21 protein-coding genes are annotated in these 24,237 nt (G+C 67.9%); 8 read left to right on the forward strand and 13 right to left on the reverse strand.

What is annotated here, in order from left to right:
• Both C7402_RS45535 and C7402_RS45540 read right to left on the reverse strand, forming a co-directional pair.
• Nucleotides 1-717: aromatic amino acid lyase (locus C7402_RS45535; protein ID WP_165842138.1), on the reverse strand; the 717-nt coding region annotated here is incomplete at its 3' end.
• Nucleotides 718-873: 156 nt separating this feature from the next.
• Entirely contained in the window at nucleotides 874-1,782 is a 909-nt protein-coding gene (locus C7402_RS45540) for a LysR substrate-binding domain-containing protein (RefSeq protein ID WP_116615238.1), read from the reverse strand.
• A gap of 106 nt (nucleotides 1,783-1,888) precedes the next feature.
• On the opposite strand from C7402_RS45540, the gene C7402_RS45545 reads away from it, so the two are divergent.
• Together C7402_RS45545 and C7402_RS45550 are read left to right on the forward strand one after the other, a co-directional pair.
• On the forward strand, nucleotides 1,889-2,794 hold the full coding sequence (locus tag C7402_RS45545) for an NAD-dependent epimerase/dehydratase family protein (protein WP_116615239.1): 906 nt from the start codon (nucleotides 1,889-1,891) through the stop codon (nucleotides 2,792-2,794).
• A 108-nt stretch (nucleotides 2,795-2,902) separates the two neighbouring features.
• Nucleotides 2,903-3,085, forward strand: a complete 183-nt coding sequence (locus tag C7402_RS45550) for a hypothetical protein (protein ID WP_112178226.1) — start codon at nucleotides 2,903-2,905, stop codon at nucleotides 3,083-3,085.
• A gap of 111 nt (nucleotides 3,086-3,196) precedes the next feature.
• Here the strand turns inward: C7402_RS45550 and C7402_RS45555 are convergent, their stop codons facing one another.
• From C7402_RS45555 to C7402_RS45565, 3 genes are read right to left on the reverse strand one after another with little or no spacing between them, the layout of a single operon-like run.
• A complete protein-coding gene (locus C7402_RS45555; protein WP_116615240.1) occupies nucleotides 3,197-3,943 on the reverse strand; it encodes a DUF899 domain-containing protein in 747 nt (248 codons plus the stop codon).
• A gap of 33 nt (nucleotides 3,944-3,976) precedes the next feature.
• Entirely contained in the window at nucleotides 3,977-4,315 is a 339-nt protein-coding gene (locus tag C7402_RS45560; RefSeq protein ID WP_308012637.1) for an SRPBCC family protein, read from the reverse strand.
• On the reverse strand, nucleotides 4,315-4,770 hold the full coding sequence (locus tag C7402_RS45565) for an ArsR/SmtB family transcription factor (protein ID WP_116615241.1): 456 nt from the start codon (nucleotides 4,768-4,770) through the stop codon (nucleotides 4,315-4,317). The genes C7402_RS45560 and C7402_RS45565 overlap by 1 nt, the downstream gene beginning before the upstream one ends.
• Nucleotides 4,771-4,875: 105 nt before the next feature.
• On the opposite strand from C7402_RS45565, the gene C7402_RS45570 reads away from it, so the two are divergent.
• Nucleotides 4,876-5,292 carry a hypothetical protein gene (locus C7402_RS45570; RefSeq protein WP_116615242.1) on the forward strand — a complete coding sequence of 139 codons (417 nt, stop codon included), beginning with the start codon at nucleotides 4,876-4,878 and terminating at the stop codon, nucleotides 5,290-5,292.
• A gap of 137 nt (nucleotides 5,293-5,429) precedes the next feature.
• On the opposite strand, the gene C7402_RS45575 is transcribed toward C7402_RS45570, so the two are convergent.
• Nucleotides 5,430-6,833: an NCS2 family permease gene (locus tag C7402_RS45575; RefSeq protein WP_116615243.1), complete on the reverse strand. Its 1,404-nt coding sequence runs from the start codon at nucleotides 6,831-6,833 to the stop codon at nucleotides 5,430-5,432.
• 682 nt (nucleotides 6,834-7,515) lie between these two features.
• Here C7402_RS45575 and C7402_RS45580 point away from each other — a divergent pair.
• Both C7402_RS45580 and C7402_RS45585 read left to right on the forward strand, forming a co-directional pair.
• Nucleotides 7,516-8,412: a PRC-barrel domain-containing protein gene (locus C7402_RS45580; RefSeq protein WP_341869296.1), complete on the forward strand. Its 897-nt coding sequence runs from the start codon at nucleotides 7,516-7,518 to the stop codon at nucleotides 8,410-8,412.
• 11 nt (nucleotides 8,413-8,423) lie between these two features.
• Nucleotides 8,424-9,665 carry an MFS transporter gene (locus C7402_RS45585; protein WP_116615244.1) on the forward strand — a complete coding sequence of 414 codons (1,242 nt, stop codon included), beginning with the start codon at nucleotides 8,424-8,426 and terminating at the stop codon, nucleotides 9,663-9,665.
• 241 nt (nucleotides 9,666-9,906) lie between these two features.
• Here C7402_RS45585 and C7402_RS45590 read toward each other — a convergent pair whose 3' ends face one another.
• Together C7402_RS45590 and C7402_RS45595 are read right to left on the reverse strand one after the other, a co-directional pair.
• Entirely contained in the window at nucleotides 9,907-10,380 is a 474-nt protein-coding gene (locus C7402_RS45590; RefSeq protein ID WP_112178233.1) for a DUF3331 domain-containing protein, read from the reverse strand.
• Nucleotides 10,381-11,139: 759 nt separating this feature from the next.
• Complete coding sequence (locus C7402_RS45595) at nucleotides 11,140-12,048, reverse strand: LysR family transcriptional regulator ArgP (RefSeq protein ID WP_116615245.1); 909 nt, start codon at nucleotides 12,046-12,048, stop codon at nucleotides 11,140-11,142.
• 129 nt (nucleotides 12,049-12,177) lie between these two features.
• Here C7402_RS45595 and C7402_RS45600 point away from each other — a divergent pair, with 129 nt between their 5' ends.
• On the forward strand, nucleotides 12,178-12,795 hold the full coding sequence (locus C7402_RS45600; RefSeq protein WP_112178235.1) for a LysE/ArgO family amino acid transporter: 618 nt from the start codon (nucleotides 12,178-12,180) through the stop codon (nucleotides 12,793-12,795).
• Between the two features lie 48 nt (nucleotides 12,796-12,843).
• On the opposite strand, the gene C7402_RS45605 is transcribed toward C7402_RS45600, so the two are convergent.
• The 5 genes from C7402_RS45605 to wecB all read right to left on the reverse strand — a co-directional run bounded on the left by C7402_RS45605 (nucleotide 12,844) and on the right by wecB (nucleotide 22,209).
• Nucleotides 12,844-13,803 carry an alpha-amylase family protein gene (locus C7402_RS45605; protein WP_244315117.1) on the reverse strand — a complete coding sequence of 320 codons (960 nt, stop codon included), beginning with the start codon at nucleotides 13,801-13,803 and terminating at the stop codon, nucleotides 12,844-12,846.
• A gap of 9 nt (nucleotides 13,804-13,812) precedes the next feature.
• Entirely contained in the window at nucleotides 13,813-16,380 is a 2,568-nt protein-coding gene (locus C7402_RS45610; protein WP_116615246.1) for an NfrA family protein, read from the reverse strand.
• Complete coding sequence (locus C7402_RS45615; RefSeq protein WP_116615247.1) at nucleotides 16,377-18,557, reverse strand: glycosyl transferase family protein; 2,181 nt, start codon at nucleotides 18,555-18,557, stop codon at nucleotides 16,377-16,379. Before C7402_RS45615 ends, C7402_RS45610 begins: the two co-directional genes overlap by 4 nt.
• Nucleotides 18,554-20,857 (reverse strand): cellulose biosynthesis cyclic di-GMP-binding regulatory protein BcsB, encoded by a 2,304-nt coding sequence (locus C7402_RS45620; protein ID WP_244315118.1) that lies wholly within the window; start codon nucleotides 20,855-20,857, stop codon nucleotides 18,554-18,556. Before C7402_RS45620 ends, C7402_RS45615 begins: the two co-directional genes overlap by 4 nt.
• 128 nt (nucleotides 20,858-20,985) lie before the next feature.
• Nucleotides 20,986-22,209: a non-hydrolyzing UDP-N-acetylglucosamine 2-epimerase gene (gene wecB, locus C7402_RS45625; RefSeq protein WP_165842139.1), complete on the reverse strand. Its 1,224-nt coding sequence runs from the start codon at nucleotides 22,207-22,209 to the stop codon at nucleotides 20,986-20,988.
• A 470-nt stretch (nucleotides 22,210-22,679) separates the two neighbouring features.
• Between wecB and C7402_RS45630 the strand changes: the two genes are divergently transcribed.
• Together C7402_RS45630 and C7402_RS45635 are read left to right on the forward strand one after the other, a co-directional pair.
• On the forward strand, nucleotides 22,680-23,672 hold the full coding sequence (locus C7402_RS45630; protein WP_116615248.1) for a ferritin-like domain-containing protein: 993 nt from the start codon (nucleotides 22,680-22,682) through the stop codon (nucleotides 23,670-23,672).
• Nucleotides 23,673-23,911: 239 nt separating this feature from the next.
• The coding region (locus C7402_RS45635; protein ID WP_425273830.1) for an electron transfer flavoprotein subunit beta/FixA family protein at nucleotides 23,912-24,237 on the forward strand (326 nt) is incomplete at its 3' end.

A 24,237-nucleotide genomic window follows, 5' to 3' on the forward strand; every position in this document is an offset into this window, starting at 1 on the left:
ATCGAACGGCTTCACGGAACCGGCCGCCGCGTCGACGCTCAGCGCGCCGGACACGAGCGCCGTGCGGTACAGGTCTTCGATCGCGAAGAGGTTGTAGAGCGCAAGCGCGGCGGAAGCCTGCGTGCCGTTGAGCAGCGCAAGGCCTTCCTTCGCCTGGAGCGAAAGCGGCTTGAGGCCGGCGGCCGCGAGGCCCGCTTCGGCGCTCGCGCGCTCGCCGCGAATGAACACCTCGCCAATGCCGAGCAGCACCGCCGACATATGCGCGAGCGGCGAAAGATCGCCCGAAGCGCCCACCGAGCCCTTCACGGGAATGAGCGGCAGCACGTCGGCGTTAAAGAGCGTGATGAGCGCGTCCATGACTTCACGGCGAATGCCCGAATAGCCGCGGCCGAGGCTGGAGAGCTTCAGCGCCATCAAAAGGCGCACGACCGGGCGCGACATCGGCTCGCCCACGCCCACGGCGTGCGAGAGCACGAGATTGCGCTGGAGCAGTTCGAGCTGGTCGTTCGGAATATGCGTGCTCGCAAGACGCCCGAAGCCCGTGTTGATGCCGTAGGCGGGCTCGCCCTTCGCCGTGATCTCGGCAACGGCGCGCGCGCCCGCGTCGATGGCGGCGAAGCTGGCCGGATCGAGTTCGAGCCGCACCGCCTCACGCGCGATCTGGCGCAATTGGGGCAGGGTCAGATGGCCGGGCGTGAGGAGAAGGGTCGGGAGCATGGTCGAATCCTGTCTATACAAGTCGCGAAAGTGGCCGAAGTCTAGCCTGGCGCGCCTGTCTATACAACTCCCCTTCCCGGCTCCCGTGACCTGGGACTATCCACGAGATCGGCATGAAACCCGCGTGCAGCCGGCATGCAGCCCGCGTTTTGCCTGTCAGGCGTCGAGTTGCAGCCTGCCCCCAAAAAACGCCAGAAAACACTGCACGCGCGCCGCCAGCGCCGCGCTACGGTAGTACACGGCGTGAACCGGCTGGCGCGCCTCCACGAGCGCGTCGTCGAGCACGGTGACGAGGCGGCCCGCCTCGCGGTCGGCGGTGGTGAGGAAGTCGGAGAGACAGGCAATGCCGCTCGCGCCGAGCGCAAGCTGACGGATCGTCTCGCCGCTCGACGCCCGCAGCGCCGGCTCGATCGGATAGCCGGGCTCGGCGCTCTCGCTCTGGCCGCTCGCGCGAAGCGGCCAGCGGTTCAGATGCACGGGCGCGGTGAAACCGATCAGCCGATGCTCGCGCAACGCGGCCACGTTGCGCGGCGTGCCCTGCGCCGCGAGATAGTCGGGGCTCGCGACAACGCGCAAGCGGCTCGTGCCGAGCGCGCGCGCATGCAGCGTGGAATCCTGGAGCGTGCCGATGCGAATGGCGATATCCACGCGCTGCTCCAGCAGATCGACGATGCGTTCGTTATTCGTGAGTTCGAGTTCGATCTCGGGGTAGTGCTGCGCGAACGCCGCCACGTGCGGCACGATGCAGTGAAGCATGAAGGGCGTGGCCGCATCCACGCGCAGCCGCCCCGAGGGACGCTCGCGATGACGCGTCACGGCCTCCTCGGCGTCGGCCATGGCCGCGAGGATCGCGCGGGCGCGCTCGAGAAAGAGCTCGCCTTCTTCGGTGAGTTGCAGGCGGCGCGTGGTGCGCAGGATCAGCGCGACGCCCAGTTGCTTTTCGAGCCGCGTGAGCGCGCGGCTCACGCCCGATACGGTTTGCTGGAGCTTCTCGGCGGCGGCCGTGATCGACCCCGCATCGATCACGGTGACGAATACGAGCAGTTCGTCGGTCGACGTCTTCATTGTTGATTCATAGTCAAGATTCATTTGAGACTAACACGGTTTTTGCCGGCCGCCGATGCGCCGATACTGAAGCCCATCGCAAACCCGACACAACGAGGAAACCCCCATGAAAGTATTCGTGACAGGCGCAGGCGGCTTCATCGGCGGAACGATCGCGGCGCATCTCGTGCGCGCGGGGCACACCGTCAGCGGCCTCGTGCGCCGCCCCGAGCAGTTCGCCGCGCTCGAATCGCTCGGCATCACGCCCGTGCAGGGCGACCTCGACGACCGCGAGACGCTCATCGCGCAAGCACGCGCCGCCGACGCCGTGATCAACGCGGCGAGCAGCGACCATCGCGGCGCGGTCGAAGCGCTCATCGGCGCGCTCGAAGGTTCCGGCAAGGCGCTACTGCACACGAGCGGTTCCAGCATCGTGGGCGACGCCTCGGGCGGCGAAGCGACCGATCGCATCTATTACGAAGACGCCCTGCCCGCGCCGACGGCCGACAAGGCGCCGCGCGTGGCCATCGACGATCTCGTGCTCGCGGCCGCCGGGCGCGGCGTGAAGAGCGCGGTGCTCTGCAACACGCTCATCTACGGCGTGGGCGCGGTGCCGGGCGCGGCGAGCGTGCAGTTGCCGCGTCTCATTCGGCAGGCGCAAAAAAGCGGCGTGATGCGCCACGTGGGGCGCGGCCTGAACATCTGGTCGAACGTGCATGTCGACGACGTGGCCGAGCTGTATCGCCTCGCTCTGGAGAAGACGCCCGCCGGCACGTTCTATTTCGTGGAGAGCGGCGAAGCGAACTTCCGCGACATGACCACGGCGCTCGCCGAGGTGATGGGTCTCGGCGCGCCGCAGGACTGGCCGCTCGAAGCGGCGATCGAGGAATGGGGTTACGAGATGGCGTCGTACGGCCTCGGCTCGAACAGCCGCGTGCGCGGCGAGCGCGCGCGCAAGCTGCTCGGCTGGCAGCCCCAACGCCACTCGGTCACCGAGTGGATTCGCGCGGAAATGCCAAAACCGCAAAGATAAGTGCTATAGGGCACACTATTGTTGCGTATCCGTAAGGTCGCTCCGCTAGAATCCGAGCGTCTTGCACTACCCGCCGGCGCGTTGCGCGCGCCGGCACCGGATACGCCGATGCCCCTCGCGCTGAACTTCTACTGGCTGACCAATCTGCTGGCCATCCTGTTCATCGTCGCGTGCCTCTACGACACGCGCTACGATGAATACGGCACGCTGACGCTTGCCGCCGCCGCAATGGGGCTCATCGTCATGGCCATCGAAGTGCTGTTGCGCCCCGCGTTCGATATGGCGCTCTAGGCGCGATGCTTTCGTAACGGGCACAAGATGCTTTCGTTGTGCCAACTATTCCCTGACGGCTTTTCGCTAGCGTAAGCTCTGGCGTAACGACTGACGCAATTACTCACGTAACTACGGTGCCTTCTGCTCGTGCGCGCAGCACGACGAAGGCGCCGGCGCGTCTTCATAGCGATCGTGGTGACGCATCCACTCGCGCATGTCCTTCTCTTCGTTACGCCCCTTTGCGGTCAGCTCCAGCATCGCATAGGTGCCGATCGCCATTTCCCCGCCGCGCGCGTACGTCGAATACGTGTGATACACATTGCCGGCTTCATCGCGATAGAACGCGCTGATGCCGGGCAACTCGTCGCTCATATACTCCTGCTCCGCGTAGTTGTAGATTGCCTTGCCGCGCGCCTTGTCGGCCTCGCTGAACGACACGTGGTAATCGAAGTTGAAGTCGCTACCGTTCGACGAGACCCACGGGAAACGCCAGCCCATGCGCTGCTTGAACGCCTCGATTTTCGCAAGCGGCGCGCGCGACACGGCCACGTAGGTCACGTCGTGGTGCTCCAGGTGCGGCAGCATGCCGTCCACATGGTCGGAGAGAAACGAGCAGCCCGGGCAACCCTCTTCCCACTGCGGCCCGAGCATGAAGTGATAAACGATCAACTGGCTGCGCGGCCCGAAAAGCTGCGCGAGCGTGCGCGGACCTTGCGGTGTCTCGAACGTATAGGTCTTTGCCACTTTCACCCAGGGCAACGCCTGGCGCCTGGCCACCAGCGCGTCGCGCGCATGCGTGAACGCGCGCTCCTCGGCGAGCAGCGCCTTGCGCGCCTCCAGCCATTCGGCCTCCGAAACGATCTTGTGCGTCTCCATCGTCCAATCCTCCTTACGATTTACCGGCGCGGTTCAGTCGAACAGCGCCACCAGTTGATCGATTGCGCTCGTCCAGCCCTCGTTGTGCGAATCGCGCGCGGCCTCGTCGAAGAAGCGCTCGTGCTTGAGCATGAGGTCGGTCGCGACGCCGTCCGCGTGCAGGGTCACCGTGACGAGCGACTCGTGCTCGGGCGTGCTGCGCCAGGCCCACGTGAACACGAGCTTGCGCTCGGGCACGACTTCGAGGTACGTGCCGCTCACGTCGTGCTCCTCGCCCTGCGGCCCGCGCATGATCACGCGAAAGCGGCCGCCCACGCGCACGTCGGCCTCGGCGTGGATGCAGACGTTATCGAGCGGCTGCATCCAGCGCATCAGTTGCGCCGGTTGCGTCCACGCGGCGTAGACCTTCGCGGCGGTGGCGTTGATGCGCCGCCGGATGGTGAGGCTCGCAGACTGGGGGGCGGCTGATCCGGGTCCGGCTGAGGGTTGGGTCGACATGCATCCTCCTCCACGAAAGCGGCGAGACGATCGAGCGCATCGCTCCAGAAACGTTGATAGTGCGCGAGCCATTGCATCGCGTCCTCCATCGGCCCCGCCGCGAGCCGGCATGCGACGGTCCGGCCGGTTTTCGCGCGCGTGACGAGGCCCGCCTCGGCGAGTACGTCCAGATGCTTCATGACCGCGGGCAGCGACATATCGAACGGCTGCGCGAGCGCGCTCACCGAAAGCGCGTCGTGCTGCGCGAGGCGCGCCAGCAGCGCGCGCCGCGTGGGATCGGCGAGCGCTGCGAAGGTGCGGTTCAGGGTGGCGTCTTCATGCTTAACCATGCGGTTAAGCATAGACGGCGAGCCGGCAATGTCAAGGAACACGGTAAGCGCCGGCGGAGCGCGGCGACTAGAATGAGGGTTTCATCGCGCCGCGCCGCCCACGCCATGCCGTCCAAAATCCGCAACTCGCTGCTCTGGATCTTCGACGCGTTCGAGCGCGAGCCCGGCTACGTGTGCAAGGCGATGTTCGGCTGCGACGCCGCCTATCTGGACGGCCTGCTCTGCCTCGTGGCCGCCGATCGCGACGCGCCGTTCAACGGCCTGCTCGTCTGCACGTCGAAGGACCACCACGCGGCGCTCATCGCGCAAATCCCGGCGCTGCGCCCGCACCCCGTGCTCGGCAAATGGCTCTACGTGCCGCAGGCCGACCCCGCGTTCGAGGATACCGCCGCGTTGCTCACCGCCCGCGTGCTCGCGCGCGATGCGCGCATCGGCGTGGAGCCGAAACCGCGCAAGCCGCGAAACGCAGTCAAGCCAGGCAAGACAGGCAAGCGGCGCACCAACAGCCTGTTGCCCGAGTAACCCGCCGCTCAAAACGCCCCAAAGCCGCACGGCCCGCGCCGCCGTGAAGCGACGCGGGCCGTGCAGCCGCCCGAGGCGGGCCGCCAGGACCGCCGCGGGCGAATGGCCGGGTCATCCGGATACGCGCATGCGCATTGTCAGATGGCCCAGCCGCCCAGGTAGAACGCGGCCAGCACGACGGCGATCACGACGGTGCCCACGTTCAGCTTGCGGATCTCGCCGCTCACCACGCGGCCGATCACGAGCGTGGAGAAGCCCAGCATGATGCCCGTCACGATGTTGGCGGTGAGGACGATGAACACGGCGCACACGAGGCCCGCCATCGCATCGACCATGTCCGACATGTCGAGGCGGCTCACGCTCGAGAGCATCATCAGGCCCACATACATCAGCGCGGGCGCCGTGGCGTACGAGGGCACGAGGCCCGCGAGCGGCGCGAAGAACATCACCGCGAGAAACAGCACGCCCACCACGGCGGCGGCGAGACCCGTCTTGGCGCCGGCCGCGACACCCACCGTCGATTCGATATAGGCCGCCGCCGGCGCGCCGCCGAAGAAGCCCGAGAAGATCGACGAGAGCGAATCGGCCGTGAGCGCGCGGGCGCCGTTGACGATGCGCCCGTTCGCGTCGAGCTGGCCCGCCTGCCCCGCCACGGCGCGGATCGTGCCGGTGGCGTCGAACACGGCCGTCATCACGAGGGCGAGGACGCTGGGCAGCACGGCGAGCGAGAGCGCGCCCTTGATGTCCATCGCGCCGATCAGCGAAGCATGGCCCGGCGCCGAGAGCGAAGGCCACGCGAACACGCCGTGAAAGCTCACGGCCGGATCGATGGCGAGGCCGAGCGCCGAGATCGCGACGATCACGATCAGGATCGAGCCCGGCACACGGCGGCGCACGAGACCGAAAATCGCGGCGAGGCCGACCACGGAAAGGATCACGGGCAGCGAGGTGATGTGGCCGAGCGAGACCGGCAGGCCCGCGCCGGGATTCTTGACGACGAGGCCCACGTCGTTGGCGGCGATCAGCAGCAAAAAGAGCCCGATGCCGATGCCCGTGCCATGCGCGATGCCGTGCGGCAGGTTGCGCAGGATCCACGAGCGCACGCCCGTGACCGAGATGCCCGTGAAGACGAGGCCCATCAGGAACACCGCGCCGAGCGCCACCTCGGGTTTGAGGCCCTTGCCGAACACGAGGCCGAACGCCGTGAACGCCGTGAGCGAGATGGCGCAGCCGATCGCGATCGGCAGGCGCGCCCACAGGCCCATGAGCAGCGAGCCGAACGCCGTGGTCAGACACACGGCGACGAACACCGCACTGGTGTCGAAGCCCGCCTTGCCGAGCATGCCCGGCACGACGAACACGGAATAGACCATCGCGAGGAAGGTCGTGACGCCCGCAATCGCCTCCTGGCGCAACGAGCTGCCGCGCGCGGCAACGTCGAAATAACGGTCGATGAAGCCGGTGGACGAGCCCAATGAATCGATGGACTCGCCGTCGGCGGTGGACACGCCGGCAAGCGGCTGCGCGTGGGGTTCGATCATGGTGAGTGCCTCCTTTATCAGCATGCTGAAACGTCTCGCGGCTCACCGGCCCGATCCGCCATCAGGTTTGTCTCGAATGATTTAGTCGTGTCGACGCGTTGCCGGCGCCTGCTTTTTCTTCCCGGCCACAACCGCGCACACGCAAGGTGCGAGCGGCGGCGGCCGTGCGGCGCTCATCGTTTTGACATCTCTTTATGGATGGAGCGAAGGTTAGGCGAACGCGATATAGGCTCCCATCGCGCGATTCGCATTGAGGTCATGCCGAGATGCTTATATGCCCGCGAACAGGGCGCGCCACGCGGGGCGTCCCCGCGTTTACACCTGGCCGCGCCGACGGGCCGCGGCGGCGCTTTGCGCGAGCCGGGATCGCCGTCGAACGGGTTTGCGCCCCACGGCGCGACGCAGCGGACGTGGCGCACTTACGCGGATTGGCCCGGTGCGCGGGTTACACTCTCACGCATCCCGACCTGGTTTCCCCCCGCCGCGCGCGCCTCGCGCCGGCTGCTTCAAGGAGTTTCTGTTGATGAGAGGCGGCCTCATACGTTTCGCACGTTCCGCAACTTCCGCTCGTTCCGCACATTCCGTTTCCCGCTTCCCGTACGCCCTGCCCCTGTTGCTGCTACTCGCGCTCTCGGGCTGTAGCCTGTTCCGGCCGGCCCCGCCGCCCGAACCGGAGGCGCCCGTGGCCGTGGAACCGGAACCGGCCGCGAGCGAGCCCGAGGCCGCCTCCGCGCCCGAGGTGGCGAGCGAGCCCGAAGCCGCCAGCGGAGCGAAGCCCGCGCCGCGCAAGCCGCGCCCGGCGCCGGTGCACCGCCGCCGCCCGGCCCCGCCGCCGCCCGCGCCCGCGAGCGCCCCGCCCGCGCCGCCGCCGGCGCCGCTCGTCCAGGTGCGCACGCTCGAGCGCGGCAGCTTCCGCACGCTGCTCGACAGCGAAGTGCAGAAAACCGACGGCAAGGTCGTGGGCCGCGCCGTCGACATGGTCGCCGGGCCCGGCGGCAAGCCCGTCGAGGTCGTGGTGAACCTCCAGGGCTTCATGGGCGTGGGCGACCGCAAGGCGAACTTCCCGTGGAGCGGCGTGCGCGTGAACACCCAGGCGAAAACGCCCGCCATCACGCTCGCCCTGCCGCCCAGCCAGCTCCAGGTGCCCGACCGGCCCAAGGCCGGCGCGCCGCAGCCGGGCGCGCCCGAAGCAAGCGCAACGCGCCTGCCCATGCTCGATGCGGACGTGGAACGCGCCAACGGCGCGAAGGTGGGCCGCGTGGTGGACGTGCTGCTCGACGGCAGCGCCGCCCCGCAGGCCGTGGTGCTCGACGTGAGCGGCACGCTCGAAAAACGCCATACGATCGCGGCCGACTGGACCGCGCTGCACTTCGTCACGAAGAACAACGCGCTCGAAGCGCAGCTCGAAATGTCCGACCAGCAGGTCGACGCCTCGCCGCCCTACGCACCCGAGCAGCCGGTGCGCGCCGTCACGCCCGCGCCCGTGCCGGCGGCAGCGGCCCCTGCTGCTGCCGCCGCGTCCAACACCTCGCCGGCCCCGTCCGCCTCGTCCGCCGCCAATACCCACGGTGCCAAATGACGGGCGGCACGATGCAACAACCGACTCCAGACACGCGCAGCGTGCGTGCACTCGACTGGCTGAACTTCTTCGTCGCGAACGTGCAGACGGGCTTCGGGCCGTTCATCGCCTCGTATCTGGCTTCGCACAAGTGGACCCAGGGCGAGATCGGCCTGGCGCTCTCGGTGGGCACGATCAGCGCAATGGTGAGCCAGGTGCCGGGCGGTGCGGCCGTGGACGCCTTGCGCAACAAGAAGGCCGCCGCCGCGTGGGCGATCATCGCGATCATCATCTCGGCCCTGCTGCTCGCGGCGAGCCCGACCGTCGTCGCGGTCATGGCCGCCGAGGTGTTCCACGGCTTTGCGAGCTGCATGCTCGTGCCGGCCATGGCCGCGCTCGCGCTCGCGATGGTGGGCCGCCAGAATCTGGGCGACCGGCTCGGCCGCAACGCGCGCTGGGCCTCGATCGGCAGCGCCGTGGCTGCGGGCCTGATGGGCTTGTGCGGCGAATACGTTTCGCCGCGCGCCGTGTTCTGGCTGACCGCGGCGCTCGCGCTCCCGGCGCTCGTGGCGCTCGCGATGATCAAATATGACCACCGGGCCGCGCCGCTCGCCGCCACGCCCGGCAAGCGCGCGGCGCCCACGGGCGAGCCGCGCGAGACCATCTTCGACTTGCTGCGCGACCGGCGCATGCTGACCTTCGCGGCCTGCGTGGTGCTGTTCCACCTCTCGAATGCGGCGATGCTGAATCTGGCCGCCGGGGAAGTCACGGCCGGCATGGGCGACAACGTCCAGCTCGTGATTGCGGCCTGCATCATCGTGCCGCAAGCCATCGTCGCGCTGATGTCGCCGTGGGTGGGCCGCACCGCGCAGGCGTGGGGCCGCCGGCCCGTGCTGATCCTGGGCTTTTGCGCCCTGCCGCTGCGCGCGCTGCTGTTCGCGGCGGTCGGCAACCCGTACTTCCTCGTGCCGGTGCAGATGCTCGACGGCCTCTCCGCCGCGGTGTTCGGCGTGATGCTGCCGCTCATCGCCGCCGACGTGGCCGGGGGCAAGGGCCGCTACAACCTTTGCATCGGGCTGTTCGGGCTGTCGGCAGGCATCGGGGCGACGCTCTCCACGGCGCTTGCCGGCTTCGTCGCCGACCATTTCGGCAATACGGTGAGCTTCCTCGGCCTCGCGAGCGCGGGTGCCGCCGCCGTGCTGATGGTATGGCTCGTGATGCCCGAGACCCGTGACGCGCTCGAAGAGGAAAACGCGCGCGACACCGCCGCGTGAGTGCAGCGCAAGCCCGCCGGCGCCCTTCGGGGCGCCGGCGGGCGCGGCTTCATGACATCGAGGTGACGGTCGAGCGAACGCCGCCTGCGCGCCATGGGCGGCGGCAGGACGGCGGGAGACGGTGAGGTGCAACCGGGCTGGGCAACCTGATCGAGCTACCTGATCAAGCTACCTGAGCACACAACCTGAGCACGCAACCAGCGCGGGGGACCGGCAGGACCGACCAGCGCAGGCGGGATGCTCAGGCGGCCAGCGCCTCGTCCAGACGCGCGGCGACAACGCCGTTGGGAAGATTGTCGAGCTTGCTCGCGAGGATCATCGCGTCGGCATTGGCCGGGCGATGGCGGCGATTGGGACTCGGCCGGAACACTGCGTCGCCACGGCGGATCTTCTCGCCAGTGAGCGCGCAAACGGCGCTGCGGCGCGCCGTGCAAACCCGCCACAACTGGTCGGAATAGCGGCCGTAGGTGGCGTCGCTCCAGCAAACGGTGATGCTGTCCGGATCATGACGCCGGATCAACGTAATGCCCTGCGCATCCCACGAACGCACGGTGGCGCGGCGCCGGTTGGCCGCCTCCGAAGCGCCGCGTGTGATGGGTACCGGTTTGCAACTTCTGCCGCCTTCGAATTCACTGTCCAGGCTTAGCGGCTCGGCAGCCGCCGACAGAAGGTCAATGGTTTGTTGCCAAACGCTGCCGGTATCTAATTTCGTCATAATGCACCTCGTGCACGTGGAAACGATTCAAATATGCCGGTCGAATAAGCACTCTGCCACGTCCGGATTATAGCGTGTCCAACTCGCAATCCACAGGAAAAACTCAATTTTCACACGATAATGCCAAACGCAAAAAACGAGATGGCGATGCTTTCAGTTCCGACTGTAAGCCTCCAATGTTGGTTTCTTTACATCCATGAACTTTTTTGCCGATTTGACGATGCTTAACAATCGAGTTACGGAAAAAATAACCGGTCCGAGGTGTGTTGTCACGACTGCCGCGGCTTTCGACCATAACTGAATTGCCACAACGCCCCATGCGGCCAGTAGCCGCATACCCCCTGAAACGCCCGCCCATAGCCACTCTGGCGGCTTTCCTCTTCATCAAACGCAGACCAGGTGTACACGCGCATGATGACCGATCAATGAAACGCAATGCGCCGATTTGACATAGGTATATCAGCCGCGCCGCATGCGAAACGTCAGTCTATTGGACGCGCAATTCTCGCACGAACCCGGCGCGATCCGAACGCATCTAATTTCGAGACATCCTACTACTCAAAAAGCAATTAATGGATTTTGAATATTGCTTTAGAAGCTTTCACGCGATGCAATCCACATTGTGCAACTCCCCGCATACGAATTGCGCCGGCGATAGCGCCGCCATCTTCTGCACCGATCGCGTGCAGGCTAATGCGCTATTGAAACGGCCGATAAAGACAAACGAATGAAGATATCGCACGCGACGCCGCGCGATCTTCAAACGCCGCGCCCCTGATCGAGAAATTCACCGGCGCGGCGCTTGAGCATGGCGCCGAAATCGTCGAGCCAGCCGATCGACAGCCGCCAGCTCTGCCAATACAGTTCGACGTCGAGCGCGCGGCCGGGCGTCAGCTCGACCAGTTCGCCACGCGCGAGATGCGGCGCGATCATGCGCTCGGGGCACATGCCCCAGCCGAGGCCGTTCAGGCAGCAGCGCAGAAAACCGGCCACATGGGGAATCCAGTGCAGCGGCGCGTCGATCTGCGCGCGCGTGATGCGGCGGATAAAGCGCTTTTGCAGTTGATCCTTGGGATTGAACTCCACGCACGGTGCGCCCCTGAGCGTCTCGCGCGTTACGCCATCGGCGAAATGGCGCTCGAAGAACGCGGGCGAGCACACCGCGAGGTAGCGCATGCGCCCAAGGCGGGTCGAGCGGCAGCCCTGCACGGGTTCGGACTGGGTCGTGACGGCGCCCTGCACGCTGCCGTCGCGCATGCGCTGCGCCGTGTGGTCCTGATCGTCGATCACAAGATCGAGCAGGATGCCGCGCTCGACGCAAAAGGCCGCCACGGCGTCGATGAACCACGTCCCCACGCTGTCGTCGTTGACGGCCACGCGCAACGTGGGCCGCGCCGCGCCGAGCGCGCTCGTGAAGGTCGGCATCGCCCCGCCCAGCTCCGCTTCGAGCAACTGCACACGCTCCGTATGGCGGCACAGCAGCGCGCCGGAAGCCGTCGCAACACACGGCTGGCCGCGCTTGACGAGCACGGTGCCCACGCGCTCCTCCAGCAGCTTCACGCGCTGCGACACCGCCGAGGGCGTGACGTTCAGCGCACCCGCAGCGCGGTCGAACGAACCATGCCGCACCACGGCGGCGAGCGCATCGAGCAGCGCATAGTCGAGCATTAGCGTTCCTTAATCCGGTTAATGAAAATGAGCTTTGCTTATGTATCCCCTGGCCGCAGACTAGCGCCATTCGTCGAGCCAGCGCAACCCGCGCCGACGCGCTCGCGCCCCAACTCACTCGCATCCATCATGAACTGGCTCGCTTTCACTCACGGCGCGGCGCTCTGCGCCTCGCTCATTGTCACGATCGGCGCACAGAATGCATTCGTGCTGCGCCAGGGCATCCTGCGCTCGCACGTGGGCAAGATCGTCGTGCTGTGCACGCTCTCGGACTTCGTGCTGATCGGCGCGGGCGTGGGCGGCGCCTCCGCGCTCGTCGAGCGCTATCCGACCTTCGTGCACGTCGTGCTCTATGTGGGCCTGGCCTGGCTCGTGTGGTTCGGCATCGGCGCGCTGCGGCGCGCGGTGCGCCCATCCCACGCGGTGCTGGAAAGCAACGCGGCGCCCGCAGCGGCCGAGCAGCGCGCCTGGCCGATCATCCTCATGACGCTCGCGTTCACGTGGCTCAATCCGCACGTGTATCTCGACACTTTCCTGCTGATCGGCACGGCCGGCGCGCGCGAGCCGCAGGGCAGCCGGCTCGCGTTCGCGCTCGGCGCCATGTTCGTGAGCGCGGTGTGGTTCATGGGGCTGGGCTATGGCGCACGCGCGCTCGCCCCGCTGTTCCGGCGCGCGGGGGCATGGCGCGTGCTCGACGGCGCCATCGGCGGCATGGTGCTGTTGATCGCCTTCGCGCAATTGCGCTGAAAGCGGCGCACTACGTCAAAGCCTTCGGTGCGGCCCTCAGTGCAACGCTCAACGCGCCGCGCCGCCCGCCTTCATCTGCTGTAACAGGCCTTCGACGAGTTCCGGCGACATGTAGTGCGGACCGTCGAAGAGATACACGCGATAGCCGTGGTAGGCCTCCAGTTGCGGGGCCAGCTCGGCGGCCGTGGCCGCGCGGAAGCCGCCACCCTGCTTCGGCCGGAAGGCCTCCGCGATGATGCGCACGCGCTTGTGCCCGAGGTGCGCCGAGAGCGCGTCCGCGTATTCGCGCGCCGCCGCCGGGCCACGCGCGTAGACACCGCAACCGTCCTGCAACAACACGCCGACATCGCGCGGCAGCCACGTGTCGAGCCACTTCGCGAGCGCCTCGCCGCCGATGTTGCTGGTGTCGTACACGCTGATCCACAACGGGTGCGGCAGCTTCTCCAGCAATGGCGCGAGGCGCGGCGCGTCGGTCCAGGTGGGATCGACTTCGACCGGGAAATACCAGCCAGTGATATGCACGGGCGGGCGCACCGCCGCCAGCTTGAGCGAGCGCTCGACCAGCGTTTCGAGATTCGTGCGCGCCTTCCTTTCGTCCGAGTAGCCCGCAAGCCCGACGATCACGCCGCGCGCCCACGGCTCGTTGGCAATGCGCACCCAGTCGGGCACGCGCGGCGCGGGCAGACCCGCGCCCGCCATGAACGCGACATCGTCCACGGCGATCCATTGCACGAGCAACTCGTTCACGCCGAGCCGGTCCCAGTCGCCGCGCAGATCGAGGTGGTCGTTGTCGGGCTGCCAGACGATGCCTTGCGCGAGCGCGTCCGCATGCGCCGGAACCTGGAGCGTGCAACCGGCGGCCGCGAGCGCGCAGAGCACCGCGCACGCGAGCCGCGCGCAGCGGCGCGTGAGGCGCATACGGCGCGTGCCGGTGCGCCCTCGTCGGCCCTCGCCCATCGCATCGATTGCATCGATTGCGCCGCCCGGAAGCGCTCTGCGCACGATCATCAGGTTTCCTCAATAAGAAAGGACGGCGCCGAAAAACACGCCGCCCGCCCGGTCGTCGCCCGTGAGACGCCAGCGGTACTGCACCGTCACGTCCACATAGGAGCGCGGCGCGTCGTAGAAGGTATCGCGAAACCAGTAGCGCGTGGAAACGCCCACACCCATGCCCACCGGCACGCTATGGTTGATGCTCGAATCGTAATCCATGCCGACCACGGCATACGGAAACACCGTGAGTTTCGGGCTGATGGTGTCGAGCCGCCACGTGCGCCCCGCCTCGATATAGCCCGTGCCGTAATTCCAGCCGTTGCTCACGTAGTGGCCCACCTCGCCATAGTCCTGCACGGTCCACCACGACGGCACGTCCAGCCGCCGCTCGGTGCCGATGCCGCCCGAGTACGCGAGGCGCAGCAGCCAGTCCGATGGCGCGCGCGAGCCAATGGGAATCAGCCGCTCGAACGCCACGACGGCATTGATCGATTCGAACGGCTTCGCGCGCGCACCCACGGCGGCGAGCGCCGTGGAGACGCCGCTTGGCGCGTCGCCCTTTGCGCCGACGTCCTGGTAGGCGCGCGCGTAGACTTCGAAATTACGGTCGCCGAGCGAGCCGAACGGCCGCCAGTAGCCTTCGACGCCCATCTGCCAGTTGTTGTACGAGCCCGGCACCTCGCCCGTCGACACGCCGGGCTGCAACCCCGAGCCGCGATAGTTGACCGAAGCGATGAAGCCCCAGTCGCGCGTGACATCGGCATGCGCGTTGCGCAGATCCTGAAGCTGGAGCAGCGTGGCGGGCGCGACACCCGGCGGCGGCGAGGTGCCATAGTCGATCGCGCGCTTGAAGTAGCTCGCGGCGAGCGCGTCGAAGTTCGCGCGATAAGCGCTATAGCCCGCGTCGCCCGTGGCTTGCGGCGGCAATTGGCCCGCTTCGTCGGCCTGCGTGAAATACGTGGCCGCGCGGCGGTCGTCGCCCGCGCGCTGCGCGATGTAGGCAGCGGAGAGCGGCGGCAGCGCGTCGACCAGCCCCGTGTCGAGCATGGCGCGCGCTTCGCGTTTCGCGCCGTCGGTGTCGCCCGCGGCCACGAGCGCGTCGATCAGTTCGAGCCGATGCTGCGGATTGCGCGGGTCCGCCGCCACGGCCTGGCGCTGGGCTTCGAGCGCACCCGCGCGGTCGCCGCGCTGCCCCGCGACAATCGCGGCGCGCCGGGCGGCGAAGCCGGGGTCGGCCGCGTACACGTCGCAAGCGCTGCCGTACTCGTCCACCGCGCAGTCGAGCACCGGGCGCGCCGCACTCGCCACGCTCGCCATGCGTTCAGCGGGCGTGCCCGCCGTGGCGGGCCGCGCGAGCGCCTCGCGCGCGTAATAGCGGCGGGCGGCGATCAGCGTGTCAGTGTCGTCGCCTGCGGGCTGCAATCCGGCCAGCAAGTCGAGTGCGCGCTGCGGCTGCCCCTGGGCCGTCCACACATCGGCGATGATCGCGCGTGCAACACGTTGGTCGCGTGCGTCACGTTGATCGAGCGGCGTAGCGCTCTCGCTGCGCAACGCCTGCGCGAAGTCCTCGTCGGCCTGCGCCGCGCGGCCTTGCGCCGCGCGCGCGTAACCGCGCAGCACGTAGGGCATCAGCACCGGCTCGGCGCCCGACGCAATCGCATCGCCCGCCGCCGCCTCCAGGCCCGGCATGTCGTTTTGCTCCAGCAGCATCTGGCAAAGCAGGAGCCGGTTGCCGAGCCGCGACGGCGCGTAGCCGATCGCCTCATGCATGAGCGTGATCGCCTGGGCCGTATCGCCACGCGCCCGCGCGGCCTGGGCCGCCTGCACGGCGGCGGGCGCAAGCCGCGCGCCGATCTGCGTGCGCCGCTCGCGCAGCGCCTGGCTGTCGCCGAAGCGGCGCTGCGCGTCCTGCGCCGCCTGCCAGGCATCGCGGTCGTGGCCGCCCGCCGAAGCCGCATCGATGGCGAGCAGGCGCAAGCGCAGCACGTCCGGACGCAACGCGATGACGTCGTTCGCCTCGCGCCAGGCCGCATCGTATTGCTTCGCGCCGTACGATTTGTAGGCCTCCTGAGCAAGCTGCCACGCGCGGCCGGTCAGATAGTCGGGCGGCCCCGAACCCGGCGGCGCGGCGCGCGGCGCGCGTGCGGCGGCGGCCGGTGCGCCGGGCCGCGCGAGCGCCGCCACCTGCGTGTCGATCTCGCGGCGGCGCGCCGTGAGCGTGGCGTCCGGGCCGATCTGCGCGATGGCATCGGAAAGCGTGCGGCTCGCCTCGCGCCACTGCCCGCGCGCCGCCTGAGAATTGGCCAGCAGGAGGCGCAGCGAAGCGACGTCGGGACGCTGACGGATCGCCTCGCGCGCATAGCGCTCGGCACCGGCGTAATCGTGCCGGCCATAGGCGTCATAGCCCTGCTGCGCCACCCGGTACGCCGCGCCGCTCAAGGGCAACGGCTGCGTGTCGGGCGGCAACGGCTCGGCCTGAACGCGCCCTGCTCCAGCGAATCCCGCGCACAACGCTGCGAGCAACAATGCGTGCGGCACCCTCGCACGTGGCGCACGGGGTATCGCCGCGACATGCTTCGGAGTCCGTTTCATGACGTGGCGGCGCCTTCGGCGCGCAAGCGCGCCTGTTCCGCAATCGCCGAGGCCAGCGCGTCGCGCGTAATCACGCCCTGCTCCACCATGAAGTCGCCAATGCGCCCATGTTCCGCCGGGCGGTAGCGCTGCAACGCGCTTTCGAACGCCGTGCGCTTCACCGCGCCGCGCTCGATCAGCAGGTCGCCCAGCAGCGGCACGCCGGGCGCGGCGGCGTCGTGCTCCCCGGCCGGAGATTTCGCCTCCTGCCCCTCGCTCGACGGATCGGCGGGCGCGCCGCGCAGCAGACGCAAGCCCTCCGCAATCTCCCCCTCGCGCACGATGCGCTGCACGATCGGCAACGCGCAATGCGCCTGCAATAGCTCGAGCGCGGGCGGCGCGAGCGGGCTCGCGCACAGCAGCACCACATGCCCCCTGCCGTCGTCGCCTTGCGGCAGCACGCGGTAGCGCACCGCGAGTTCGAGCGGAAGCTCGCCCGCACGCTCCATGAGCCGCGCGCGATCGAGCCGGCCGCGCGGCAAATCGGCCTGGAACGCAATCGCCTCGGCGAGCGTTTCCTCATCGAGCCAGCCGTGCGCCATCAGCACGCGGCCAAGCGGCGCTTCGTGCGCATGATCTTCGGCCAGCGCCTGTTCGAGCTCCTTCGGCCCGATCGCCTGCCACGAGAGCAACAGTTCGCCGAGCCGCTGGCGCCGGTCGGTGAAGCCGTCCGACGAGGGAAAGTCGTGCATCGTCTTGTCCCACACGAGGCGCTTGCCAGTGGCGAGATAGACGAGATACATCTTCCAGGCGCGCGAGACCGCCATGAAATTCACGAAGTTGCCGATCACCATACGCGGCACCGAGAGCACGCCATGCTCCCAGCCGTAGAGCCGCGACACGAAGTACACGCGCTGGATCACGCGCAGCAACAGCGCGACGCCGTTCGCCCACAACACGATGGTGAGAAAGCGCGAGCCTGAGAACGGCGAGGCAATCAGGTCGGGATGAATGCCGAGGAAATCGGCGAACGTGAAAAGCAGGAACTGGACGAGCAGCACATAGGCCAGAATGCCGACGAACGCCGTGACGATCCCCTTGCGGTCGCGCGCGAGCAGATAGCGGTTCGCGATCGTACCTACCCAGCCCGTCTGCTCCCACCCTTGCAAGCCGATGCCCAGGGTCCAGCGCGCCCGCTGACGATAAGCGGTGCGAAACGTATCGGGAAAGAACTCGCGTACGCACAGCGGCATGGTCAACGTGATGTCGCGCTCCGGCCCGAAGCCGAACCACGATTTGCGCCGCGTGGCGAACTCCACCGGAAAGCGCGCGAAAATCGAATGCATGCCCATGCGGCCAAGACGCTCGCCCACGTCGTAGTCCTCGGTGAGCGTTTCCGTATTGAAGGGCTGGTTCTGCGTTTCCTTCGCGAGCCCGGCCAGCGCGCGGCGCGAAAAGCACGTGCCCACGCCTGCGGACGGCACCGTGCCCGCCAGGCTCTCGCGCACCACGAGATCCTTCGCGTGCCACTCCGCGAACTCGTCCATGTAGGTGCCCGCAACCAGTTCGTACCACTCACGTTCGAGCGACGCCACCGGAAGCTGGATCATGTCCTTGCGCGGCAACAGGTAGTTGAAGAAGCGCAGTTCGAGCGGATGCAGCACGTCTTCGCTGTCGTGCAGGATCACGCCCGCGAACTCGATGCCGGTTTCCTTCTCCATGCGAAAGATGGCCTGCACGATCCAGTTCAGGCAATCGGCCTTGCAGGTGGGGCCATCGTGCGGCACCTCCACGCGATGCAACTGCTTGTAGCGCCGCCGCATGCGCTCGACTTCGGCGATCGTCGCGGCATCGTTCTGGTAGGTGCCGACGAATACCACATAGTTCTTGTAGTCGATCACGCGCACGAGGTCGGTGACCATCGAGGCGATCACGTCCTCCTCGCGCCACGCGGGCACCATGATGGCGAGCGGCTGCTGCTCGCGTGCATAGAGCTGCTCGGCGCGCAGCGGCTCGTAGCGCCGCTCGATCGTGAAGTGGCGGATGATGCGGCGCACCCAGTACCACGCGTCGATGAACAGGTCGTCGATGCTGGAGATCAGGATGACGACCGCGACCACCGCCGCCAGGTACTCCATGCCCTGGTAGTAGTGGCCCGCGAAGTAATTGAGCCACCATTCGATGGCGCTTGCGCTCACGATCCGCCCGGCTTGTTGTCGGCACCGCCGTCCGCATGCTCGTCCTGACTATCGGCGCTCTCCTGCGCCGCGCGCGCCGCAGCCGCCGCGGCCGTTCTCGCGCGCGCCCGCTGGCGCGCAAACCCTGCCGCGAGCAGCAGCAGCAACAGCACCGTGATTGCGATGCTCGGCACGCCCCATCCCGCCCAGTGCCGCGTGAGCCACGCGCGCTGGTCGTCCACGGGCGGCACGCCGCCGGGGTACTGCGTGTCGAAGGTCTTGAGCACGCCGCCTGCGTCGACGATGGCCACGTCGCCTTGCAGCAGTTGCATGCCGGGCGGCAACACGGGCGCCTCGCCCACGCCCCGGTAGACGATGCCCGGCGTGCTGCCCGAGCGCACCACCTGGATCAGGCCGAGATTCGCGAGGCCGGAGATATCGGCGAGCATCGAGCCGCCACGCCCCTTGAGCGTGAGGCGGCCGTCGGCGAAGCTGGCGTGCCCGGCCTCGCTGTCGAGCGCGACATCGGCCGCCAGGAACGGCGCTTTCGGCTGCGCGGCCTGGCCGGCGGCCGTCACCTGGAGCGTCGCGCGCGTGGGCGCCACACCGGCCGCGTTTGCAAGGCGCGCCACACGCGGCAGCGTCGTCACGGGGTCGGCCAGATAGGCATCGGGCACGATCACGTTCGCCGCGCGCGAGAAGCGCGCCACCATGCCCGTGAAGTTCTCGCCAAGCGGCCCCGTGCCGAGCACCAGATGACTGCCCGGCAAGACCGCCGCCGGATAGCCCTGCTCGCGCGGGCGGCAGCCGCCCGCCGGCTGGCGCTGGAACAGCACGCGCAACGTATTCACCGTGCCGAGTGCGTAGACGGGAATGTCGGCGCTCACGCGCTGCGCGTGGCCGTCGGTATTGAGCAGTCGCGAGCCGATCAGCACGCCGTTGAAGAACACCGAAGCGGTCTGCCCGTTGCGGTCGGCCGCGGGCGCGGCGGCGAGATCGAGCACCACGCGGCGTGGAATCCTGCCGTCGCCCGAGACTGCCGCGAGATCGAAGCTGGCCTCCCAGGCGGCGCTCGTCAGCACGTCGAGCGTGCGGGGCGTGCCGCCGATCAGCGACAGCGCAATCGTGTCGCTCGAGCCGCCCGAGCTGAGATTGGGCGACGGGGCAAGCTCGTGCACGACGAGCCGGCGCGACGCGTCGATGCCGCTCCACGTGCGCGACAACGCGCTCACGCCGAGATCGTCGCCCACCACCACGGTGGGCAGCCCGCCCAGATGCGCGAGGCGCAGCTCGCCCTTCTCGAACGGCGCCACGAGCGCGCCGCCGCCGTGGGTGCGCCAGGCGTCGAAGGCGCTTGCGGCATCCGCCGAAACGGCCAGCACCTGCGCGCGCAACGCGTCGAGCGCCGCGCCGGCCTGCGCGCGCAGCGCGTCGTCGGCGACCACGACGTTGGGCGCGAAGGCGCCCGCCGGCGCAAGCGCGATGAGCGCGCCGAGTTCGGCCGGATTCGCGATCTTGTGCGAGCCGCCCGCCGCCAGCGCGGCGAATGCGGGAACCGCCTGCAACGCGGCCGGCACCTGAAGCGTGCCGAGATTCACGGTGTCGCCCACGGCGGGCATGCGGGTCGTGACCGGCGACGCGCCGCCGCGCATCAACAGCGCTTCGAGCCGCCACGCCACGTCGTATGCCGAGGCGTCGAGCTTGCCGCCGCTCACGAGCACCACGGGCTTCGCGGGCAAGGCGCTCCACGCCGTGCGCACGTCGTTCACGGCCGAGGTGTCGAACTGATAGGTGAGACGCGTGGTGGGCGCGACCTTCCAGACGTTGCCGATCGCCGTCTGGTCCGTGCAGACGTTTTCATTGAGCACGGACGACCATTGCAGCCCCACGCGCACGAAGCCCGAGGGGCGCGGCGCGCCGTCCACGCCGATGCTGAGCGAGCCGTCGCCCTGCGCCTCGGTCACGTTGCGCGCCTGCACGGGCGAGCCGTCGAGCGAAAGGAGGAAGGTCGTGCGCCCGCCGTTGCCGCGCAGATAGTTCGCGTCGAGCTGCAACGTGGCGTTGCTGATCGGCAGGCCCGCGGGCACCGGCAGATAAAGCTCCTGGGCGGCGTCGGGCGCGCGCAGCACGATGGTGTCGCGCACGCCGAGATCGGCAAGCGTGACAGTGCGCGACTCCATGCGCCCCGCACCGAGTTGCGCGAACGCGCCCGCGAGCTCGCCAGGCGCGGCGAACGCACTGTGGCTCAGCGCCGCGAGGAAAGCCACGCCCACATACACGGCGAGCGAAGCGCGCGCCTGCCGGATCGATTCGAATCTCACGTGTCTTGCCTCATGTTGTCGGCGCGACGGCACGGCCGCCGCCTGGCGAGCGCCAGCGGCGCGCTCTTTTGAATGCATTGATTGCGAAATGATTTGATTGGCACTGCGATGCAACGAGTGCGGTGGCGTCAAGACGCCTCGTCGGCTTCGTCCGCCTCGCCGGGCTCGGGCCGCATGGCGAGCACGGGATGACGATAACCGGGCAGCGCACGGCTCGGGAACGGCTCGAACGCCTCGCCGGTGAGCGCCGCCACGATGCGCGCCGACGCATGCCCGTCGCCATACGGATTGACGCGCCGCGCGTAAGCGCGCCGCTCCTCTTCGTTTTCGACGAGATCGAGCACGGCGCGCACGATCGCCGTGCGGTCGGTGCCGACCAGCTTGACCGTGCCCGCGGCCAGCGCCTCGGGCCGCTCGGTCACGTCGCGCATCACGAGCACGGGCTTGCCGAGCGCAGGCGCTTCTTCCTGCACGCCGCCCGAGTCGGTCAGCACGATCGCCGCGCGCTGCATGAGGCGTACGAACTCGGGGTAGTCGAGCGGATCGGTCAGGTGCACGTTGGGCGCATTGCCGAGCGTGGCGAGCACGGGACCGCGCACATTGGGATTCAGATGCACGGGATAGACGATCTGCATCTTGCCCGAATGCGCGAGCGTGGCGAGCGCCGCGCAGATATGCTCGAAGCCCTCGCCGAAACTCTCGCGCCGATGGCCGGTAACGAGCAGCAAGGGGCGGCCCGTTTGCGCGGGTTCGAGAAACGGAAACTGCGCGTCGATGCGCTCGCGCAGCGCCACGTCGCGCTCGAGGCGCTCGCACATGAGATGCAGCGCGTCGATCACGGTATTGCCCGTCACCACCACGCGGCCGCTCAATGCCTCGGCTTCGAGATTCGCGCGCGAGCTGGCCGTAGGCGCGAACAGCAGATCGCTCACGACGTCCACCACGCGCCGGTTCATCTCCTCGGGCCACGGCTCGAACAGATTGCCGGTGCGCAGCCCCGCCTCCACGTGGCCAACCGGTATGCGCCGATGAAAGGCGGCGAGCGCGCCGGCCATGCTGGTCAGGGTGTCGCCGTGCACGAGCACGCGCTCGGGCTGCTCGGCGGCGAGCACGTCGTCGAGCCCGGCGAACAGGCGCGAAGCGAGTCCGTTGAGCGTCTGGTTCGCCGTCATGGCGCCCAGGTTATGCGCAGGCACGATGCCGAACAGATCGAGCACCTGTTGCAGCATGGTTTGATGCTGTCCGGTCACGCAGACCACCGACTGCACGCCGGGATGCGCTTCAAGACGCTTGACGAGCGGCGCCATCTTGATGGCTTCGGGCCGCGTACCGAATATCGACAGAATCCGCACAGGCAGGTTTCCGGTGAGTCAAAGTCACGGCGCCGCGGCGTTGCCCCCGCGACGCCCCCTTTTATTTGCCGACTGTCTTCATGCCGTTGCCGCGAGGCCCCCTGCATCGCGCCGCACCGGGTGCGGCGAAGGGGCCGGTCAGCCGTACTGTACATGCTTCATCCAACCCACGCGCGCACATGGGCGCACCCGGCGCATGGACCCTCCGGCACCGCGCATTCGTTGTTCAACGTTTCGATACGTACCCGGCGATTGTTCCGGTTCTTGATTCAATCGAATGCATGACCTGCCTTTACGCCTGGGCGAAATGCGGGCGGCATAGAATATGGGGTGACGATCACAGGGCGCGCTAAATTCGCCCCGTCTTGCGCGCGATCGAAGTAAGCTCGTGCGGCAAGGCGATGCGTACCCGGCGACGCTCAACCGTGACAGAATCGCGTCAATCAGGCTCCTGCAAAAGAACCACCGAGATGACCGACCTCCTCCTCGATGCATTCGATGCAACCCAACTGATCCCCGGCTTCAGCGCGCCTGCGCTGCCTGGCGAGCGCCCGGACCGCGCGACGCTCGAAGCCGCCGAGCACAACACGCGCCACTGGGTGAGCGCCGTGAGCGGCCCCTTGCCGCCCGGCTCCGACGTCCACCGGGACGAAACCTGCCGCATGTTCCGCGAGACCTTCAATCCCTACCGGCCATCGGTGCTCGAATGGCCTACGCTCGACCCGGCCGCGCTCAAGCGCATTACCGACCTGCCGATCTGGGACATTGCCGTGCAAACGGAAGGCAAGGCGCGCCTGCGCATGGCCGCCTATGCCGCCTCGCTCGACGACGCCGCGATGCGCTACGCCCTCGCGCTCAACGCGTGGGAGGAGAACCGCCACAAGGAAGTGCTCTCGCGCATGGTGGCGGCCTACGGCATCCCGCTCGCAAGCGAGCCGGCTTACGTCTACCCAAAAGACGCCGAGTGGGCCTATCTCGTGACGGGCTACAGCGAATGTGTGGACAGCTTCTTCGCTTTCGGCCTGTTCGAAGTGGCGCGGCGCTCGGGCATCTTTCCGCCCGAACTCATAGACACCTTCGAACCCGTCATGCAGGAGGAGTGCCGCCATATCCTGCTGTTCGCGAACTGGGTGGCGTGGCACCGCGCGCATCTGTCGTGGTGGCGGCGCATTCGCTTCGAGCTTAAAGTGGCGCGCGTGTGGGCGTTTCTGGGGTGGGAACGCGCCGGCCTTGCGCGCGCGATGGACGCCGAGGGCAACGAGCACAAGCAGGACAACAACTTCACGATGAACGGCGCGCAGTCCGTGACCGACGTGGACATCAGCGTGCCGGAACTCATGCGCCTGTGCCTGGCCGAAAACGACCGGCGCTTTTCGGGGTACGACGAACGGCTGCTGCGGCCCGAAACGATGCCGCGGCTCGTGCGTTTCGCACTGCGCTTCGTGCGCGACAAGAAAACCTGACGCCCACCTCACGATTTCACGCGCGCCGCTTCGTTCGAACGGACGATTGCGGCGCGCGCCGCTTTCATGCGACGCTTCGCGCACCTACCGGCTGCGCGGCACGGCGTCCCGGCGCGAAGCTTCACTGCGCCTGAAGCGCACCTTCCGCAAAGCTGAATTCCGCACAGCGCACGCGTCTGTCACAGTGGCGAAGGACTTCGTCAACGACGATCAGCATGCCCCTATCGAGGAGAAATGGCTTGAAAATTCTGGTGCCCGTGAAACGCGTGGTGGATTACAACGTGAAGGTTCGTGTGAAGTCGGATGGCACGGGCGTGGATATCGCTAACGTGAAGTTCGCGATGAATCCGTTCGATGAAATCGCTGTTGAAGAAGCGGTGCGATTGAAGGAAGCGGGTGTTGCGACCGAGGTGATTGCGGTTTCGTGCGGTCCTTCGCAGGCGCAGGAAACGCTGCGCACTGCGCTCGCAATCGGTGCCGATCGCGCGGTGCTGGTCGAGTCGAATGAAGACCTGCAACCGCTGGCCGTGGCGAAGCTTTTGAAGGCGCTGGTCGACAAGGAACA

The organism is Paraburkholderia unamae, assembly GCF_003096875.1.
In the GTDB taxonomy this organism is placed as follows: domain Bacteria; phylum Pseudomonadota; class Gammaproteobacteria; order Burkholderiales; family Burkholderiaceae; genus Paraburkholderia; species Paraburkholderia unamae.

Excerpts from the sequence above, each read along its gene's own strand:
- C7402_RS45540 (WP_116615238.1), bottom strand. The coding sequence starts at position 1,782 with ATGAAGACGTCGACCGACGAACTGCTCGTATTCGTCACCGTGATCGAT.
- C7402_RS45545 (WP_116615239.1), top strand. The coding sequence starts at position 1,889 with ATGAAAGTATTCGTGACAGGCGCAGGCGGCTTCATCGGCGGAACGATC.
- C7402_RS45550 (WP_112178226.1), top strand. The coding sequence starts at position 2,903 with ATGCCCCTCGCGCTGAACTTCTACTGGCTGACCAATCTGCTGGCCATC.
- C7402_RS45555 (WP_116615240.1), bottom strand. The coding sequence starts at position 3,943 with ATGGAGACGCACAAGATCGTTTCGGAGGCCGAATGGCTGGAGGCGCGC.
- C7402_RS45560 (WP_308012637.1), bottom strand. The coding sequence starts at position 4,315 with ATGCGCTGGATGCAGCCGCTCGATAACGTCTGCATCCACGCCGAGGCC.
- C7402_RS45565 (WP_116615241.1), bottom strand. The coding sequence starts at position 4,770 with ATGGTTAAGCATGAAGACGCCACCCTGAACCGCACCTTCGCAGCGCTC.
- C7402_RS45570 (WP_116615242.1), top strand. The coding sequence starts at position 4,876 with ATGCCGTCCAAAATCCGCAACTCGCTGCTCTGGATCTTCGACGCGTTC.
- C7402_RS45575 (WP_116615243.1), bottom strand. The coding sequence starts at position 6,833 with ATGATCGAACCCCACGCGCAGCCGCTTGCCGGCGTGTCCACCGCCGAC.
- C7402_RS45585 (WP_116615244.1), top strand. The coding sequence starts at position 8,424 with ATGCAACAACCGACTCCAGACACGCGCAGCGTGCGTGCACTCGACTGG.
- C7402_RS45590 (WP_112178233.1), bottom strand. The coding sequence starts at position 10,380 with ATGACGAAATTAGATACCGGCAGCGTTTGGCAACAAACCATTGACCTT.
- C7402_RS45595 (WP_116615245.1), bottom strand. The coding sequence starts at position 12,048 with ATGCTCGACTATGCGCTGCTCGATGCGCTCGCCGCCGTGGTGCGGCAT.
- C7402_RS45600 (WP_112178235.1), top strand. The coding sequence starts at position 12,178 with ATGAACTGGCTCGCTTTCACTCACGGCGCGGCGCTCTGCGCCTCGCTC.
- C7402_RS45605 (WP_244315117.1), bottom strand. The coding sequence starts at position 13,803 with ATGATCGTGCGCAGAGCGCTTCCGGGCGGCGCAATCGATGCAATCGAT.
- C7402_RS45610 (WP_116615246.1), bottom strand. The coding sequence starts at position 16,380 with ATGAAACGGACTCCGAAGCATGTCGCGGCGATACCCCGTGCGCCACGT.
- C7402_RS45630 (WP_116615248.1), top strand. The coding sequence starts at position 22,680 with ATGACCGACCTCCTCCTCGATGCATTCGATGCAACCCAACTGATCCCC.